The sequence below is a fragment of the Bdellovibrio bacteriovorus genome, from assembly GCF_048286975.1.
Classification (GTDB): Bacteria; Bdellovibrionota; Bdellovibrionia; order Bdellovibrionales; family Bdellovibrionaceae; genus Bdellovibrio; species Bdellovibrio bacteriovorus_H.
Window position 1 is genome coordinate 181,332 of record NZ_JBLVRT010000001.1, and the last position, 16,711, is coordinate 198,042.

Below are 16,711 nucleotides of genomic sequence, written 5' to 3' on the forward strand. Positions count from 1 at the left end.
GCTTATTCAGCTGCGTAGCTGGCAACAGGAATCAAAGAAACAGAAATCTGGTAGGTTTTGCCCTGAATCACGCCATTATCAAGGAACTGAGCCAGTTCACGACGGAAGCCTTTGATTCTCTCTTTAGCTTCGTCCAAACGAGCTTCATCCACATTGATAGTGATCGTGGAATGCTCGCGCTCTTCACTAGGCATCTTCTCCAATAGACGCTCCAGCTTGCGCTTCATTTTTTTCTCACGGCTGATTTCACCAAAACGCTGAAGTTCATCCGAGTTGAGGTTCAAACGCTCCCCGAACATACGAATTGTTCTCATCGTCACGGTACGTTTGCCGTTGAGGATTTTGGACAGGAAAGACGAGTCCACTTCCAAGTGACGGGCGAACGCACGCAAAGAGTAACGGGGATAGTTTTGGCTACGACGAGCCAATTCATCTTCAAGAAATTGTCTAAAATCTGAGTTTTTATTTACATCCTGCATGAGGACACAATTATGTGCAGGTCCCCTGATAATCAATATTTTGTTCACAGTCTTACAGACATTTAATATAGCTATTCGGAGCGCGTCAAAAACTCACCGAACATTACAGAATTTTATCGAATATCAACAACTTACGGTTTCGACCTCTTTCATCGATCGCAATGATTTCGGAATCACTTTTATACGAAAAATTCGCCAAATTTTGCAGCCACACAAGCAGTTTTTCTTCGTCACGTTGTGGACCCAAAATCAATCGGTCCGCACTCAACACGCCCTTTTCAGTCAAAGAGCGAACAATTTCCAAAATCGTGTGTGCCCCAACACCTGCGATCACCACGCTGCCTTGAACGGCTTGCCCCAACTGCCCTCCCGGCCGCGGGTGGAAAAACGCCTGACAGGCCGAATCGTCGCGGTAGTATTCATTCTGAAAGCGCTGCTCCAGACGCTCGATGATGTGCGGGACCTGGTCGACAAAGTGAACCTCAGTGAACAAACCGCTTTCATAGGCGTTTAAACCCATATAGCCGTGGTCGCAGCAGAAGTCCCAGACCGGCTTTCCGGGCACAAGATGATCGTAAATAAGCTGCATGCGGCGCGAGAGTTTGAACATAGGGCGCAAGATAGAATCCTCATTGACTGAATGTCACGGGGAAAGGATTATGCAACCGCATGAAAAAGACACCTTTAGCAGACACACATGAAAAGCTGGGCGCCCGCATGGTCGACTTTGCCGGTTGGTATATGCCCGTTCAATACATCGGTCTTCGTGAAGAGCACAACAATGTGCGCACGAACGTAGGCCTGTTCGACGTTTCTCACATGGGCGAAATCCGTGTGAAAGGCCCTAAAGCCCTGGAGACTCTGGAGTGGCTGACCACCAACGACGTTTCCAAACTGAACGACGGCGAAGCTCAGTATTCTCTGTTGCCGAATGATCAGGGCGGTCTGGTCGACGATATCATCGTTTACTGCCTGTCTAAAGATTCCGACTATCTGGTGTGTGTGAACGCCTCCAACAAAGACAAAGACTTTGCCTGGATGACCAAACACAACAAAGGCGCTGACATGACGGACGAATCCGACCTTTGGGGTCAGATCGCCATCCAGGGCCCGAAAGCTTTGGAACTGTGCGACCGTGTCTTTGACATCAAAGTCAGCGAAATGAAGTCCTTCACCGTAAAATCCGGCACTTTCAAGGGCCACAAGATCATGATCGCCACCACCGGCTACACTGGCGAAAAAGGCTGTGAAGTCTTTGTCGAGGCGGCAGGCACGGCGGACCTGTGGATGACTTTGCTGGAAAAAGGCAAAGACCTGGGCTGCATGGGCATCGGTTTGGGCGCTCGTGACACCCTAAGAACCGAAATGAAGTATTCCCTGTATGGCCACGAAATCGATGACACGACGAATCCATACGAAGCGGGCCTTGGCTGGGTTATTAAACCGGCTAAAAAGGACTTCATGAACAAAGCCCAAATCGTGGGCAAAAAAGAAGCCGGTCTAACCAGAAATCTTGTGGGATTTAAGATGCTTGAGAAGGGCATCCCCCGTCAGGGATACAGCCTGTTTTCTTTTGACAACAAAGAAATCGGCAAGGTAACTAGTGGTACACACTCACCGACCCTGGACGAGCCTATCGGTATTGCTTTTATCGATGTGGCTTACGCGAAAGAAGGAACTGAATTCCTTCTGGATATCCGCGGCCGTAAAGTGAAAGCCGTGGTTTGCAAAACACCGTTTGTAACGAAATAAGGAGCCAGACATGGGATTTCATATTCCTGAAGATTACTACTACACAAAAGAACACGAATGGGCTCAAGTTGACGAGAACATCGTAACCGTAGGCATCACTGAGTTCGCTCAAGACCAATTGGGTGAAGTGGTTTACGTGGAACTTCCAGAAGAAGGTCAAAAAATCACTCAAGGCCAAACTTTCGGTGTTATTGAGTCCGTAAAAGCTGTGAGCGACCTTTACGCTCCTGTTTCCGGCACTGTAATCGAAGTAAACGCGTCCCTGGGCGACGATCCTTCTGTTTTGAACGACGATCCAGTAAATGAAGGCTGGTTGGTTCGTATCGAAATGGATACTGAAAAAGAGCTCGCAAACCTGATGAGAGCTCCAGATTACAAAAAATTGATCAGCGAGAAGTAATTTTCTTGCATTAGCCTAGGCAACTAGGCTATCAATGTTCTTCGAATTTAAGGTGTGCCCCGCTGGTGAAATTGGCAGACACGCTAGACTTAGGATCTAGTGCGCAAGCGTGGGGGTTCAAGTCCCTCGCGGGGCACCAAATCTTCCAAATAGGAAGATCCGCAAAGAAAGCTGACTGAATAAGTCGGCTTTTTTTATGTCCAAAATCTGGGTCCACTAGCGTTTGCAATCAATAGTCGACAGCCCATTGGTGGCATTCTTAATAGTCTTTATGGTTACTTCGCCCTTTTTAATTCTTAAGTATTCACAACTTAGGGTACCGCAATTTTCGCTGGAAAACACATAGTCCACACCCATTTCCCTGTCGGCTACGGTTACCGTCTTTTCAGCTCCCCAAATTCGTTCACCCAAGGCCTGGAACTCTTCAACATGTTGGCGCGTTAATGGGATGATCCTCGCGCCAGGTTTCGACGAAGTTGAAATAATTAAATTGTTTCCGATTTGCTGCATCTGAAGAACAGACTGAACACATTGTCCCGTATGTGCTTTATATGAATTATCAGCGGTGAAGGTATATCCACGGGCATTGAAGGTTGAATAGTTTTGCAGGAAGGCACCGGATATCTGGTACCGACGATCATCAAAGTTAGCAAGCCCCAAATATTCATGCAGAAGGATAGCCATCGCACGGCTCTGCACTTCCAGCAAGTCCAGCCCGCATAGCTTATTAGATAAATAAATCTCATTGGTCTCAGGATAGTTAATGGCGTCCTTTGTCTGCCCATCCAGAGTCAGATCTTCACTTAGGTAAAACTTAGCCACGGATATCTTGTGCAGCAAGAAAGCTCTTTGCCCCTCGCTCAACAGCGTGGGCATCTCAGAAAGCAAACTGACAAGCTTCTCTGTGTTCTGGTGAATGGAAAGAGCACAGGAATTTCCACCGCCTCCAGTACGAGGCCCCTGAGTTTTCAAAAAAGTCTGAAAGTCCTTAAGATTTTTCCCCAGAGCATTGTCCAGAATCAAAGATCCTTCCGGTCGAGCCACGGGCTTAACTTCAATACGACCGGCTTCGGGCGCCTTGATCTGCGGCAGCTGAGGCAGCTTTAACTTTTCGGTACCAGCATCCGATGCAAAGGCATTCAACGCAAAAAGCGTCACACAGGTGATCAAAATTTTTTCGCAAAATTTCGTGCAGATCATTGAAGTGTCCTTTGCATTCTTTAGTTTTTAAGAAAGCAAAGGACATACCACGACCATGTCTCAAAATGAGACATCCGCTTAAACCCGGAAAAGATCGATATTAAAGCAATAAGCGTCTTCGGGCTCTGACGGATCAGCGACTTTGTTAAAATCACTGATAAAGTAGGCGATCTTTTTCTTCAACTTTTCAAAGTCCTCTTCAGAGAAGGACTGAATAGAACTATAGTGAGTCGCTTCCCGATCATTCTTCTGAACATTGTCCATGGCACGCGCACGCCAGTTCGTATGATGACTGCTGATCCAGACACTGCTGTCTTCCAGATGAATGTTCGATGAGTTCCAACGATATTTATCACCACTTTTTTTGATAAGTTCCATTTTCTCAAGATAGCCGATAATCGTGGCAACACTGGCTTTATTTAGATTCAGCCGCTTTTCAAGGCTCGCTATACTTTGAAACTGCGGCACCGACGTCAGGGTATGGATGGCCGTCGCAAGCCAGGTGGCATAATAGAAGCCGATGTTTGAATCCTGCTCCGTAACGATCACAGAGTCCTTCTGCTGATTCTTAAGCCTGAAAGCCTCGCGGCTCATGTCCTTGGCCTTGGATTCAAGGCGGCGACGAAGCGCCGGAGTGACTGCCTTTTCTTTATCAATCAGTAAATAGAAATAGTCCTGCTCATAGTCAGACATATTCAGATACTCAGCAACTCCGAAGGCCTGATCCAGGCTCAGCTGACCCTTTCCATTCAGGCAGGCAGACAAATAAGACTTTTGGGTATTGGCGGCCTCTGACAACCGGGTCAGCGCACCCCTTTCAGAGTCGCAATAGGCTCTTAAGAACGTCTTATAAGACTTGAAATCAAATATATTCACCAGCCAATACCCACTCGCTAAAGTTTAGACAATTGTACACTAATAATGAACATAACGTTTACTAATTAATAACATCTATCTGTTTTTGAGACAACACCAAGGGTAAATTGCGTTTGAGATTACAAATAGAAAAAAGCCATCTAAACCAAATAGGAGTTTTCAATGAAACAAGTATTCTGTGCACTTTTGATGTTGGGTCTTGGTTCTACAGCCTTCGCGGCTAAGCCTTACTATGTCTGCAGTCTGCAAAGCGCTGGCAATTCAGTGCAAGCCGATGCCGAAATCTTAATTCAGTTCAAAGGTGGCCTGATCGCCATCAAGGGCGCTGAGGCCACAGGAACCTGCATTGGCGAAGTGAAGTACATGGGCAATGACGGTCACTACGGAACAACCTTCAGCTTTGGTGGCCAATACGGGAAAGCCAATGCGAACTGCAACAAGTTTGACAACATCCAGTGGTACTCTACCAACGAAGGCTTCGCCTCCCTTCATCCAAATTCAACGGTGGAATTGGATAACATCTTTATGGGCGGCATCTGGGCTCGCTACACTTGCAAATAATAAACAGAAAAAAGAACAAACTAAATAAAGGAACTTTATGAAAAAAATGATTTTGGTATCTCTACTCACAGTAATGACAACTTCTTCCGCATTTGCAAATTCAGCATTCAGCGATTCTCTGCAAAAAATCAATGCAGCTCTTTCTGATGCGAGCGTAGCTTCCGCTCTGAACGGCGAGGCTGTTAAGAAGGTGGAAGTGGGTGGCGACGACAATCTTGACGTTCAAATCACTTCTGGCAGCTGCCAAACGCTCGTAGGTTTGACGTACGTCATCTCCAACGATGCAATTGTAGGCTATAAGGTTGAAAACATCGCCACTTGCCAATAGTGCCAAACGCAAAGAAGCCGACTGAATAAGTCGGCTTCTTTCATTTATCCCGCTTTTCTATTTACCGGTTCGCCCAGCAGTATTCCGTTGAATCGGTCTTTGAGCTTGGTGAGCTGAGTTTCCTTTTTGGGGTACCTGCCATAGCTTGTGCGGATTCGGTCGTACCACCGATGATATCGATCGTGATCGTTTCGCGACATAACACATAGGTTGGAAGGTCTGTTATCACTGCGACGGCCATTGATGTGGTGGACGACCTCCCACGGCTTCAATCGGCGCCCCAGGATTCTTTCAGCGACCACGCGATGCTCGTACCTGGGTCTTCCATAGGTTGATTTTCTAAGAACATAACCATCTTGTTTTTTTGAAGACAGAAGCCACGCCAACGGTAGAAAGATCAAATTGAAGGGAAGGCTTACGATAAACCAGACAAGGCGGCTTAGAGTGAGGCGTCGTCTTCGAGATCTCATGGAAGACTTATCGGCGAAACAAGCTGGACCATTAGCCAGGTACAGAGTGACTCAGAATGAGAGCTGCTTCGCAAGATCGGGATGCAGCGCTTCGCCGTAGCGGAGGTGAAGTGCGTTAAGCCTAAAGCATCATGTCTACAAAACTCTTATAGAAGCCAGCGCCGCATTTCGCGGTGTCTTCATAGAACTTCACGGCTTGTTTGGTTCGGTGGTTCATAGGCTGCTCGGTTCGCACGGTGGCGTCTTTCGCAGTCTCCACGGTCGTGGGCCTCGAAGACTCTGCCCTTGCGCTGGAAACACCGGATTCAGTTGCGGCCTTTGGAGCTTCCTTCGCAGAGGACTTTGTTTCTTGCTTTGGGGGCTCGGAGGTTTTGGCGTTGGCTTTCATTGCGGCCTCGGCTTTCGCCTTTGCGGCAGCTTCGGCCTTGGCTTTGGCTTCAGCTTCAAAATCCGGTCCCGTCCATTTTTTGGCGTCCGGTTTTGGATTCACGGATTCTGGTTTTGCCGAAGCCTGCGCCGTCGTCGTTGGCTTGGCAGTCGTTTTTGGCGCGGACTTCACCGTGGCGTCGTATCTTTGGCGGGCCATCGGGTCCATCAGGATGTCGCGGGACACGTTCAGCTTTTTCATCACTTCAGTTGCGGCTCGCAGTTTTTGCGGGTCGTTCTGATAGCGATCAGGATGATAGGTTTTCATCAGGCGGCGATAGGCCGTGCGGATCTCGTCCGCGGAAGCGTTTTTACTGACATTCAAAATATCGTAATGGCTGCTTTGCGAATTCATGATGCGACGAACTTCATCCGCAGTTTGCGCCATTGTCCCGACTGACAAAATCAACGATAGCAAGACCAGCAGAATCAGATTCTTCATTTGCACACCCCGGATTTGGAAGATTCACGAATGGCATCCGCGGCCTTCTCTGGCTTCTTCTTCAACAACGCCAGAACTTCTTTACGCTGTTCTTTAGGCAAATCGGACAGATAACCCAGGAACATCCCCATCTCTTCTGAATTCACCTGCTTCTGACTGGTTTCCAGAACCTTTAAAACATCTTTGTCGGAAGAGATTTCTTTTAGCGACGTCGCCATGGACTTCACAGCGTCCGTTTCGACCTTGGCGCCTTCTTTGGCCACTTTCGCGTAAGATCCCAGGCGCGAAGCCTGAGCGGCATTTTTCATAGCTTTCAAACCTGCCCCAAACGGAATGATGGAAGCCGCAGAAAAACCGGCCTCTGCCAGATCGGAGTAAGCCTGATCTTTTGCTGCATCCGCCTTGCTAAAGGATTCGTTGGAAGACCCTTCCGCAAATGCCGAAGCTCGCAGATTTCGGGCTTCGATAAAGGATTCATGGGCTTTAGAGGAGGCATAGACCGTTTCACCGCCAGCAGCAATAGTGCCTGCCAAGGCAGCGCCGGCCGCAACCGTTGTCAGGGTTCCAGCCGCAGCGGTTCCAGACAGAACCATTGCGCCCACACCGGCACCAATACCTGTCGCCAGCAAAACACCACCGACGACAAGTCCGCCCCAGAACATGGCCTTATCCAGGATCTCGTTTTTCTGGGCCTTCTTGTCGTAACCCTGCAGGATCTTACAGATCAGATCGGAAGCTCCCGGGTTTTCCATCAGGAACTGCGCACTGGCCGCGGGGTTCGTCACCAGCAGACTTTGCAAAGTTTCGTCAACACTGCCCTTGGCCGCTTCGTTTAAATAGTCCTCGTGATTTTTTAGCTCGGTCTGAACTTCGGCGAAGGCTTTCTTCACATCGTTTTGAACGATCACGTTTTTGTTTCTTCGTTCGCGAATGGCTTTGGTATAAAGCAGCAGTTCAGTTCCGGCTTGCGGAGGCTTGACCTTCATTTCACGCTCGCGGTCCGTCAGCTCCACCGCGATATCCAGGGCGTCTTGATTGGCGGCTTCTTTCCAGTATGTCAGTGTGACATTCAGCTGCTTTTTTGCCGTATTCAGGATCTTATTGCGAGCATCTTCTTTGAATGCCTTTTCCATGTCTTTGCCAAAGTTCTGTATCTTCTTTTCTTCTGCCACAACCTCGGCACACACAGCTCCATTAAAGACTTGGGAATCCAAAGCCCTGGCCAAGGCCTCGGAAACACCCTTGGCGGCCGCGTGCGACAGCAGACACTTTTGCAGGTTCTCTTTCAGCTGAATGACTGACAGCAGGCTTTGTCCCTGCTGCAGAATCTTTTTGCCTTCATTGGTCTGTAACTGGGCGACTTTGGATTTATCAGCGACCAGGTCCTGAAATGAAGTGCGGAAAGCACTGACGACCTTGGGGTCTTCCAGATTGGCGGCCGTCCAGGCGATTTGTTTCGTGTACAGCAACTCCAAATTAGATTCAGCTGTCGCCAGAATCGGCGAACACAGGACAAGCAGGAATAGCATCACAAACGCAGGGACGTGCATTCCGAACTTATCGGTGATCTGCAGCCGTAAACTGACCGGACTTTTGTGAAGATTGTTGTCTCGGATTGAGACTTCGCCCTCTGCAAATAAAAAACCCACACCTTTTCAGTGTGGGTTCAGTTTTCACTATCTTGTTCAGTTCAGATTAGAACTGGCAAGTCGTGGAAAGATCGTATTTCTTAAAGCCATCCATCACACAACGGAATGTCTCACGAATGGTCACTTGATTGTCTTTCAGGATAAGAACTTTTTTGTAACCAAGAGCTCCTCCGAAATCACCGCACGCATCGCCACCCGGACGCTCAGAATTGGTGCTAACAACAGCTGTGTTGGCATCTTTCAGTTTCGTTTCTTTATCTAGACCTGCACTTGGAGTGAAGTACATACCGGTGTCTTGCAGATAAACAGCTAGGCCCTGGCTGCCATCTTCAAGTTCATATTTTTGCAGCTCAAGACGGCAACGGCCGGTATTTTCGTCATCATAAGAAGACACGATTTTACCTTCACGGCCATCAAGTGATTTTAGGCGGCTCACAAAGTCATTGCCACCAGCAGAAGCGGAAATGGAAGACAAAAGAAGAGTCGAAGCCAGAATTTTTCCAAACATATTTTTCATAGTGTTTCCTTGTTTTGTGCCCTTTACTCCAAATCCTGTGCCAGCCAAAAACGGTCCCCGACGCCATCCTATTCGAACTGACAACCGCACCATGAAAAAACTGCTTTTCAGTGCCTTGGGCTTCGACAGGAGCCTCACCCCAAGGCTCCCCGCTTAAGTGGAGGTGTCTTATGTGGGAAAATACTCAATATTTTAGGTAACTTGTTGGCTTCAGGAGAACGTCGACTGTTGACTATTTGGTTAAACAGGCATGGAATATTTGGACTCAACTGAGTAATAACAGCTTAAGGAGCAACAAATGTTTTCAAAAGTTATCGCAGCCGCCATCGTATTGGCTTCCGTATCTGCAAACGCAGCAGACAATGAATTCTTCTTCCAATCCAAAGCGGGTCAGTCTGACGTGACTGCACGTTTGGGTCTTCTTTCCACAAACACTAAAGACAAAGATGATACCGAAGACACCAAGTTCTCTGGTCTTATCAACACAGGTGCTTCTTACGAGTACGGTATCAATGACCAGTTCTCTGTAGAAGGCGCTTTGGCTTTCACTTCCATCGAAAGCGATTCTTCTCCAAAAAGCAAAATCAACGGTCTTCAAGATCCAACAGTCACTTTGAAAGGTAACTCCGCAATGGGAGCTTCCACTCTTCGTTACGGTTTGGGTGTTGGTTTGGCTCTACAAAAAGCTAAAATCGATGGTAATGAGGCTTCCGCGGCATCTGGTGGATTCTCCTTCAACCCGTATGTAGGTATGGACACTGAAGCAGCTGGCGGCGTTATCGGTGGTCGTTTGAACTACACCATCAACATGGAGCGCACTATTGAAATCGAAGGCGCTGGCGATGCAAAAGTGAAAGGCGGCAATGCAATGGGCCTGTCTGCTTTCTACGAAACAAAAGTCACTGACATCACTTTCGGTGGTGCTTTGAACTACGTAAGCTTCGCAGAATCTGAAAATGAAAATGGCAGCACAGCTACCGACTCTTACAACAAATTGGGCCTGTCTGCTTACTCTGTAATGCCAATGGGCACTTTCGCGCTGATCCCTCGTTTGGACTATGACTTTTCTAACAGCGAAGCTGATAAATACAATGTGATCGTTCTGTCTGTAGCAGGTCGTTTCAACTTCTAATTTTTAGTTGTTGATACATTCCAAATACAAAAAAGCCGACTGCAAAGTCGGCTTTTTTATTGTCCAAATTCTGCGGCGATATCCGCTTTCAGGGATCCTTCTTTTAAGTCAGAATCTCTGAAATCGGCTGATAGAATCGGCCCTTCAAAACGTGATTGGCCGGGAATTCCCCATAATAACCAAACCCCTGACCGTTCGGAGTCGCAAACGCATATTCAGACGGAGGCACACCCATCAACTGCAACAACGTGATCAGGAAACAGTTATACGGCAACCCCGATGACGGCATCGTCACATAGCGACCCGAGCGCAAAGCCCCGCCCATATTTCCGATCAACAACTGCTGGGAATCGTAGCCCTGATGTCCGTTGTCATCACCAAGATCCCCCATGCCACCAGCACACAACATCCCGGTCACCATGTTTTCAAGATATGTGCGCCCCGTAACACCCTCTTCAACATTCAAAGGCGCCAGGAAACGGTCGGCAATCATATTGGCAAAGTATTTCCACCAAACCTCAAACGCCGTTCTTTGAATAGCGCTGCCGCGGCTGCCATGCATGGCATCGTGAACGTTCGTGCCCAATCCACTCAAGCCCGGAATCCACTGAGGATCCTGGGCTTCCAAAGCCATAACCCCCACTTTGGTCAATCCGCACTTAAAGGCCACAGCCAGCAGGTCCATATAAATTCGGTTGCACAGCGCCGGATCGGAAACCGAGCCCGGATCCGCTGGTTTTGAACACGTTGGTGTCGGTGCCGCTTGCACCAAAGATTTCTGCAGATCAGAAATGTAACCCATGTGCTGTTCAAGACGGGCTTTGTCTTCGGCAGAAATTTTACGGCTGTTTTTAAAGCCTGTGTAAGCGCCAAAAACTCGATTCAGAATATTTGATTTGAGCTCATTGGTGTTATCAGCCGGAGCCGTTGTACCCGCCGTCAGACTGCCAAAGACTTCGTTATAAAAGTTTCGAATCGTCCAGTCTTCGTAATGCGGGATCACCTGAACTCCACTGCCCACCTTTTGATAAAACAACCCGGCTCCCAGAAGCCCCACGCGGATGGCTTTCCGAACATAGGCCGGGGTTGAATCCGGGTAAAGCGTCTTGGAAGACTCCAACACAGATTCAATGGAAGGGAATCCACCCTCGGAATTTCGATCCTGCGCGGAAGCCACCACGAAGTTCCCGTGCGCCGAGCCCCAACGAACTGAGGCATCCAGCCCGCGAACAATCGTCATCTGGTCGTTGTTTTTCAAAGTTTCATACAAAGGATTGTTCAGCACCGGACTGATCGTGCTGGCCGTGCCCAGGTTTCGCAACAATACTTCACGCATTCCACTGGAGCCAACCGCCGTCGTCGCCGCACTTTTTGCCGGCCAAAGGGCGTTCAGATTGCCGTGGTCGAACCAGAACATCATCATGCGTTTAGGCGGCGTTGCGGCCTGCGCGAACGCTTCAACCGGCATCAGACTTGGCAATAGCGGCAAAGCCAGAAGTGTTTTTCCGGACCCTACCAAAAACTGACGACGGGTTTTCTTACAGTAGTACATCGACATAACGTCCCCTTAGTATTTCCAGCGTCTGAATTCCGGTGACAGCACCAGGCTCTTGATAGCTCCGACAATAGAGCCTTGAGTGCCGTCTTTTCCGTACAGTGTCGTCAAACTGCGATTCATCTGACAGTTGGCATTCGTGTCTGCTGGAATTCTGGCTTCAAAGCGTTTCAAATGTTTTGCAAAGCACATCATGGCGCGATCGCTCATCCCCAGTTGTTCTGACATCTGGCGAGCCCCGGTTCCTGAAACCGAGTTTCCGGTGATTTCTTTGGTCGTGTAAGAGGTGTCCACCGGTATTGAACCAAGGGCCTGATTGTTCTTGTAGATGGTTTCTGACGTGCGGGAACGGCCAAAGCTGTCGAAGCCCTCGAAAGCATAACCCAAAGTATTGAATCTGGAATGGCAACCCACGCAAGTCGTCCCCGACGCTTCCGTGGAATGAGCGGTGCGGTAGCGTGTGGTGATCATGTCTTCAGTGAGTACTGGCAACGATGTTGGCGCACTTGGAGGCGGCAAACCGATGTCCTGACAAAGCACGTGTTCAACAATACTCAAACCACGCTTGATCGGAGACGCCGTGAAACCCGACCGTTTGGTCAACATCGCCGCGCGACTTAAGAATCCGGAACGGTCTTCCGCCAGTGTGTTTGTCACAGCACTGACGTTGTAAATCACACCCATGCGAGCGTCAGTGGCATTGGTATAGCGGGACGTCATGATGTCCTGGAAGGTGCCTGAACGGTTCAATACAACCTCTTCAAAGAAGCCATCCAGTTCGGCCGACATCACTTCGCCAAGACCACTGGTGTTGACACCATTGATGAAAGCCGAATCATATTGCAGACGATCAAAAACGTCATATCCGTAAGATTCGCGGAACAAACGGCGAATCATGTCTTTGGCCCCGGCAGTCCCGAGAAGTCTGTCCGCCTGCTGCGCAAGAACAGTGTCATCCAGAATCTGACCATTGTCGGCCAGAGCTTTCAGTGCGGTATCCGGTGGTGCCCCTGTCAAGAAAAACGCCATCTTGGTCGCCAGCTCATGAGCCGACAAACTCAGCACTGTGGTGCTGCCTACAACGGCACTGCCACGGTCGTAGATTTTGTAAAGGAAGTCCGGCATAGTCGCAACACCGGTAAAGGTCACCTGCAACAGTTCGGATTTGGACATCGAGGCGTCCCAGAAACGGGCCGCCACTTCGTTGGCCTCGGTCGTACCGAGCGGGCGACGGAAGGCACGGCTGCCCAGTTCCTTCACAAACAACTGATGGCAGGACTGAGTGATGCTGCCCGCATTCAGACACTGACCGGTATTTGGATAATTTCTCAGACCCGTCGTTGCACCGGCCACCAGTTCTGAAGCTCGGAATGCAGATTCAAACAGCGCATTGGAAATAGGCGCCGTCATCAGCAAAGACTGTTCTTTCAAGGTGTCACGATTTTCCGTGGCGACATCTGTTGGAATGGCATTGATCTTGGAAACCAATGTGGCGTCACTTTTCAAAGTGGTCGCAAAATCATCCAGCAATGCAAACAGAGCTGTTTTATACTCGCGGTTTGTCAACCGGGTCATCGGTGTCTTTTGCAGCTGTCCCGGCGTGCACGCAAATTCCTGACGGTTGTCTTCGTTCACCACTGGTGGAGGATTGTAAGATTCCGGCGACAAGGCCTTTGCGATCAACTCAAGCTCGCTTTGACTTAACGAGATCATACGCATCTGGGATTCTGTTTTGATGGCAATGGATATCTGCTCAGCCGTGCGTGAGCGTTTCGCCGTCGACTTCACCGAACCATGGCAGCTTGCACAGTTTTCAACATACAGCTTTTGCCCCTGCTGCACTTCTTCCGTGACAACAGGTGTGCCCGTCCTTAACTCTGCAGGCCCCATATCCAAGGCGCTACAGTTCTGAAAGGCCACCATCATCGGCAGCGTGACGACCAAAAAGGCTCCAAGTCTGTAAGCAGCTTTAACGTTCATAGTTAGAGTTTACCTCGTGATATCTGCTTTTCGGCAGATAACTGAGGGAATAGACCCTAAATTACGAGTTATTCATGGCATTTACACTTTCTTCGTCTTTTGTCCGGAGTAAAGTGAACAAGCACTAGGCATTACCAAATTTACGTGGGAAAAATTCTGCTTTTCCCAGTCTCATTCTGTAGCAGCTTCCGCAGCAAAACCAGCCATATCACCTGAATGGGCAGGGCTCCACCACTGATTATTATTCTTTAAAAGCATATATACATTCTATCTATGCAATATACTTCGCCTCCTTGGGGGACTACAACGGGCCATCTAACGAACTGGAGTCCCCATGAAAATGCTATTGGCACTGATGCTTTCTGTTTTCTCTGTAAATGCCTTTGCTTCTTCCAAAGCAGAACAAGCCTTCCTAAAAAAATTGTATGCTGTGGTCGAATCCGGCACTGAGACATTTGAAGAAATTGACCTGAATAGCCTGAGCGCACAAGAACAAGCTGCACTTTTGAAGGCCGCTGAATATGAATCCAACATCTGGTACGACACCATTCTTGAAGGCGACTATCAGCTGAAAGCCGACGCCAGCGTGGGTTATGGCTCTCTGAGCAAGGTTTACTCTGCAAAAGGTGAATTCATTGCCTATAAGGGCATCATCCAGCACGAAGCCTACGACACTGGCAGCTGTGACATTCCTTACGAGGAAGAAGACCGTGTGATTCAGGACTACATGAAAGAAAACTGCATTCGAGGTTATATCTCCAGCGGCATCTATGTCAGCCCGGACTTCAAATTCCACCTGCGTGACGAAAACGCGATCGAAGACTTCGAAGAATAGTAATAAATTCGCCGTTGTGCTCTCAAAGCCACCCCAGGGTGGCTTTTTTTATCTCCGGAACAAAGCGGAACGTTTCCCGGCGTCTTAACGGGATCCAAACACTCAAAGCTCCCCTTTTAGGTTACAAGGTCCGTGCAAAACACACTTTAACCAAGAGGATTTATGAAACACCTGATCGCACTTTCCGCTCTTTTGATCTCTGGCCCGGCTTTCGCTGATTCTATTAAATGCGAGGGCACTCTGAACTCTGGCACTTACGCAGAATTCGAAATGCCTGCAACTGGCAACGCGACTTTGGCTTTTGACTATCGTGAATTCGTGATCGACATGAGCTGCCAAGGCTATGCAGCTGACATCCCTGTTTATGCGTGCGTGGAAATCATCCCGGGCGGCAACAAGTACGTTGTGCAGTTCGCTTTGGGTGCTGATAAAGCTTATGTTTCCCAGGAAAGCAACACACCAGGATTCAACACTGAAAAAGGCACCTTGACCTGCAAATAGGCCCTGGTATCAGAACCGATAAAAGGCCGTGAATCCTGCGGCCTTTTTTTATGTCATCAATAGGTTTACGTTGATTTCTTGACGAGCGTGACAGAGACCAAGAAATAATTTTGACAAGAGATGCCCGTACTCACTATCTAGTGATCATGGATTCATGCCGCATTTACCTGATTCTTGTATTTCTTGTTATTTGTCAGGGCCGCCCAGCAGAGGCCGGTGGCGGCATTAAGTTTGGTTTTAATTCCAGCAATGCTCCGCCGTTGCTTTTTCAGTTCGATAATCAGAACAATCCCATTCCCACCGGGGGGTTGATTTACGAAGTCTCCGTCGCTATCGGCGAAGAACTGGGCGGTGAGTATTCTATTGCCCGAATTCCGCGCAAACGCATTGCCACCAATATCATCAACAACAAAATTGACCTGATCTGCCACAACAGCCTTAGATGGCGTCATCCGTTTGCAGACGGCGCTTTATGGAGCAAACCACTCTTCACTCACACCAATGTTTTGGTGGGGCTGACGGCCATTCCGTTCACTTCTGCCGAGCAAATCAAGGGCAGCATCGGCACCGTGGAAAACTATGTCTACGCCGATCTCGAGGAAAGATTCAAAACTTTGGAGCTGCTTCGCAACGACAGTCCAAATATCGAAGTCAGTGTGAAGAAACTGCTGACCGGGCGGGTGCCGTACATTCTTTTGAGTGATCTTGAATACACCTACTTCAAAAGCCAGTACCCGCGCTTGCAGCGAAGCACGTTTGCCATGGATAAAACCGACATCCAGTGCTCCCTTTCCAAAAAGTCCACATTGACTCTTGCCAGGCTCAATCGGGCGATTGAGCGCCTGCATGAAAAGCAAATATTTGCAAAAATCATCAAGCGCTACTCAGATCCGGACACCACACCAAAACCAGTGACTTATGGTTTGAACAGCAACGATTCTCCTCCATTCATCCATTTTGACAAGACCTCGTCCAGCGAAGGCATTGTCCGTGGCGGAGTCTTTTTTGATATCGCTCTGGAAATCGGCAAAAGAATCCAGCGCCCCATCAATTTTGTCCTGCTGCCGCGCGGTCGTCTTGATGCACGTCTGGCATCAGGACAGATTGAACTAGTTTGCTATGACACCGAAGCCTGGGCCGGAGAATACGCCAAACAATACCACTGGAGCACCCCGATCTTCCGTCAAAGTGACTTCATCGTCGGGCACAAGGGGGACGCCGAGATCGCCAGGATCCGCACACTGGAAGACCTTAAAGGCAAGCGCATCGGCGCGGTCCTGAACTTTGTCTACCCGGCTCTGACGCCTTTTTTTGAAGGCAAAAGCTTGCAACGCGAGGACGCTGGCTCTGGTGCCGCCAACGTGGAAAAGCTCAGCGTAAACCGCGTCCCCCTGATTCTTTTGAACAGCCTTGAATACAGCTATTACAAAAGCAAGGATTCACGACTGCAAAAGGCCCCTTTGGAAATCGACCCCGTCGACGTGAAGTGCGCCCTATCCAAAAAGTCCACTTTGAAAATTGAGGAAATTAACTCGGCCATCCATGATCTGGAAAAATCCGGCCGGATGCGGAAGATTTTTGCACCTTCCTATCTGCTTTGACAGGAGG

The 16,711-nt window shown here is 48.9% G+C and carries 18 protein-coding genes and 1 tRNA gene; 9 read left to right on the plus strand and 10 right to left on the minus strand.

From position 1 onward, the window contains the following. Positions 1-2 precede the first annotated feature (2 nt). Positions 3-428: a DUF4423 domain-containing protein gene (locus ACNQKP_RS00875; RefSeq protein ID WP_417862209.1), complete on the minus strand. Its 426-nt coding sequence runs from the start codon at positions 426-428 to the stop codon at positions 3-5. 154 nt (positions 429-582) lie between these two features. Then, a complete protein-coding gene (locus ACNQKP_RS00880; protein ID WP_417862211.1) occupies positions 583-1,089 on the minus strand; it encodes an SAM-dependent methyltransferase in 507 nt (168 codons plus the stop codon). A gap of 59 nt (positions 1,090-1,148) precedes the next feature. On the opposite strand from ACNQKP_RS00880, the gene gcvT reads away from it, so the two are divergent. From gcvT to ACNQKP_RS00895, 3 genes are all read left to right on the plus strand, one after another. After that, entirely contained in the window at positions 1,149-2,231 is a 1,083-nt protein-coding gene (gene gcvT, locus ACNQKP_RS00885) for a glycine cleavage system aminomethyltransferase GcvT (protein WP_417862213.1), read from the plus strand. Positions 2,232-2,241: 10 nt separating this feature from the next. Beyond that, a complete protein-coding gene (gene gcvH, locus ACNQKP_RS00890; RefSeq protein WP_011163245.1) occupies positions 2,242-2,631 on the plus strand; it encodes a glycine cleavage system protein GcvH in 390 nt (129 codons plus the stop codon). A 56-nt stretch (positions 2,632-2,687) separates the two neighbouring features. Next, positions 2,688-2,770, plus strand: a tRNA-Leu gene (locus tag ACNQKP_RS00895). A gap of 77 nt (positions 2,771-2,847) precedes the next feature. Here ACNQKP_RS00895 and ACNQKP_RS00900 read toward each other — a convergent pair. After that, positions 2,848-3,831, minus strand: a complete 984-nt coding sequence (locus ACNQKP_RS00900) for a hypothetical protein (protein ID WP_417862214.1) — start codon at positions 3,829-3,831, stop codon at positions 2,848-2,850. A gap of 78 nt (positions 3,832-3,909) precedes the next feature. Further along, positions 3,910-4,707 (minus strand): DUF4423 domain-containing protein, encoded by a 798-nt coding sequence (locus tag ACNQKP_RS00905; protein ID WP_417862216.1) that lies wholly within the window; start codon positions 4,705-4,707, stop codon positions 3,910-3,912. Between the two features lie 162 nt (positions 4,708-4,869). Here ACNQKP_RS00905 and ACNQKP_RS00910 point away from each other — a divergent pair, with 162 nt between their 5' ends. Both ACNQKP_RS00910 and ACNQKP_RS00915 read left to right on the plus strand, forming a co-directional pair. After that, positions 4,870-5,268, plus strand: a complete 399-nt coding sequence (locus ACNQKP_RS00910) for a hypothetical protein (RefSeq protein ID WP_417862217.1) — start codon at positions 4,870-4,872, stop codon at positions 5,266-5,268. A 73-nt stretch (positions 5,269-5,341) separates the two neighbouring features. Next, positions 5,342-5,596: a hypothetical protein gene (locus ACNQKP_RS00915; RefSeq protein WP_417862218.1), complete on the plus strand. Its 255-nt coding sequence runs from the start codon at positions 5,342-5,344 to the stop codon at positions 5,594-5,596. 44 nt (positions 5,597-5,640) lie between these two features. Here ACNQKP_RS00915 and ACNQKP_RS00920 read toward each other — a convergent pair whose 3' ends face one another. The 4 genes from ACNQKP_RS00920 to ACNQKP_RS00935 form a co-directional block, all read right to left on the minus strand. Then, a complete protein-coding gene (locus ACNQKP_RS00920; RefSeq protein WP_417862220.1) occupies positions 5,641-6,066 on the minus strand; it encodes an HNH endonuclease signature motif containing protein in 426 nt (141 codons plus the stop codon). Positions 6,067-6,187: 121 nt separating this feature from the next. Further along, positions 6,188-6,934, minus strand: a complete 747-nt coding sequence (locus ACNQKP_RS00925; RefSeq protein ID WP_417862222.1) for a J domain-containing protein — start codon at positions 6,932-6,934, stop codon at positions 6,188-6,190. Then, positions 6,931-8,583: a tolA protein gene (locus ACNQKP_RS00930; RefSeq protein ID WP_417862224.1), complete on the minus strand. Its 1,653-nt coding sequence runs from the start codon at positions 8,581-8,583 to the stop codon at positions 6,931-6,933. Before ACNQKP_RS00930 ends, ACNQKP_RS00925 begins: the two co-directional genes overlap by 4 nt. Positions 8,584-8,629: 46 nt before the next feature. After that, the gene (locus tag ACNQKP_RS00935) at positions 8,630-9,100 is read right to left on the minus strand and encodes a hypothetical protein (protein WP_417862226.1); all 471 of its coding nucleotides are present in this window, start codon (positions 9,098-9,100) and stop codon (positions 8,630-8,632) included. Positions 9,101-9,398: 298 nt separating this feature from the next. Between ACNQKP_RS00935 and ACNQKP_RS00940 the strand changes: the two genes are divergently transcribed. After that, positions 9,399-10,232 (plus strand): outer membrane beta-barrel protein, encoded by an 834-nt coding sequence (locus ACNQKP_RS00940; protein ID WP_417862228.1) that lies wholly within the window; start codon positions 9,399-9,401, stop codon positions 10,230-10,232. A 103-nt stretch (positions 10,233-10,335) separates the two neighbouring features. On the opposite strand, the gene ACNQKP_RS00945 is transcribed toward ACNQKP_RS00940, so the two are convergent. Further along, a complete protein-coding gene (locus tag ACNQKP_RS00945; protein ID WP_417862230.1) occupies positions 10,336-11,790 on the minus strand; it encodes a DUF1552 domain-containing protein in 1,455 nt (484 codons plus the stop codon). Positions 11,791-11,799: 9 nt separating this feature from the next. Further along, the gene (locus tag ACNQKP_RS00950; RefSeq protein WP_417862232.1) at positions 11,800-13,767 is read right to left on the minus strand and encodes a DUF1588 domain-containing protein; all 1,968 of its coding nucleotides are present in this window, start codon (positions 13,765-13,767) and stop codon (positions 11,800-11,802) included. A 334-nt stretch (positions 13,768-14,101) separates the two neighbouring features. Here ACNQKP_RS00950 and ACNQKP_RS00955 point away from each other — a divergent pair, with 334 nt between their 5' ends. The 3 genes from ACNQKP_RS00955 (at position 14,102) to ACNQKP_RS00965 (ending at position 16,704) form a co-directional block, all read left to right on the plus strand. After that, entirely contained in the window at positions 14,102-14,602 is a 501-nt protein-coding gene (locus ACNQKP_RS00955) for a hypothetical protein (RefSeq protein ID WP_417862233.1), read from the plus strand. Between the two features lie 162 nt (positions 14,603-14,764). Then, positions 14,765-15,103 carry a hypothetical protein gene (locus ACNQKP_RS00960; protein WP_417862234.1) on the plus strand — a complete coding sequence of 113 codons (339 nt, stop codon included), beginning with the start codon at positions 14,765-14,767 and terminating at the stop codon, positions 15,101-15,103. A gap of 146 nt (positions 15,104-15,249) precedes the next feature. Further along, the gene (locus ACNQKP_RS00965) at positions 15,250-16,704 is read left to right on the plus strand and encodes a substrate-binding periplasmic protein (protein WP_417862236.1); all 1,455 of its coding nucleotides are present in this window, start codon (positions 15,250-15,252) and stop codon (positions 16,702-16,704) included. Positions 16,705-16,711 lie beyond the last annotated feature (7 nt).

Bases quoted from the DNA above. Each gene is read 5' to 3' on its own strand.
- ACNQKP_RS00880 (WP_417862211.1), bottom strand. From the start codon at position 1,089: ATGTTCAAACTCTCGCGCCGCATGCAGCTTATTTACGATCATCTTGTG.
- ACNQKP_RS00945 (WP_417862230.1), bottom strand. From the start codon at position 11,790: ATGTCGATGTACTACTGTAAGAAAACCCGTCGTCAGTTTTTGGTAGGG.
- ACNQKP_RS00925 (WP_417862222.1), bottom strand. From the start codon at position 6,934: ATGAAGAATCTGATTCTGCTGGTCTTGCTATCGTTGATTTTGTCAGTC.
- ACNQKP_RS00910 (WP_417862217.1), top strand. From the start codon at position 4,870: ATGAAACAAGTATTCTGTGCACTTTTGATGTTGGGTCTTGGTTCTACA.
- gcvT (WP_417862213.1), top strand. From the start codon at position 1,149: ATGAAAAAGACACCTTTAGCAGACACACATGAAAAGCTGGGCGCCCGC.
- ACNQKP_RS00965 (WP_417862236.1), top strand. From the start codon at position 15,250: ATGGATTCATGCCGCATTTACCTGATTCTTGTATTTCTTGTTATTTGT.
- ACNQKP_RS00950 (WP_417862232.1), bottom strand. From the start codon at position 13,767: ATGAACGTTAAAGCTGCTTACAGACTTGGAGCCTTTTTGGTCGTCACG.
- ACNQKP_RS00955 (WP_417862233.1), top strand. From the start codon at position 14,102: ATGAAAATGCTATTGGCACTGATGCTTTCTGTTTTCTCTGTAAATGCC.
- ACNQKP_RS00960 (WP_417862234.1), top strand. From the start codon at position 14,765: ATGAAACACCTGATCGCACTTTCCGCTCTTTTGATCTCTGGCCCGGCT.
- gcvH (WP_011163245.1), top strand. From the start codon at position 2,242: ATGGGATTTCATATTCCTGAAGATTACTACTACACAAAAGAACACGAA.
- ACNQKP_RS00935 (WP_417862226.1), bottom strand. From the start codon at position 9,100: ATGAAAAATATGTTTGGAAAAATTCTGGCTTCGACTCTTCTTTTGTCT.
- ACNQKP_RS00920 (WP_417862220.1), bottom strand. From the start codon at position 6,066: ATGAGATCTCGAAGACGACGCCTCACTCTAAGCCGCCTTGTCTGGTTT.
- ACNQKP_RS00900 (WP_417862214.1), bottom strand. From the start codon at position 3,831: ATGATCTGCACGAAATTTTGCGAAAAAATTTTGATCACCTGTGTGACG.
- ACNQKP_RS00940 (WP_417862228.1), top strand. From the start codon at position 9,399: ATGTTTTCAAAAGTTATCGCAGCCGCCATCGTATTGGCTTCCGTATCT.
- ACNQKP_RS00915 (WP_417862218.1), top strand. From the start codon at position 5,342: ATGACAACTTCTTCCGCATTTGCAAATTCAGCATTCAGCGATTCTCTG.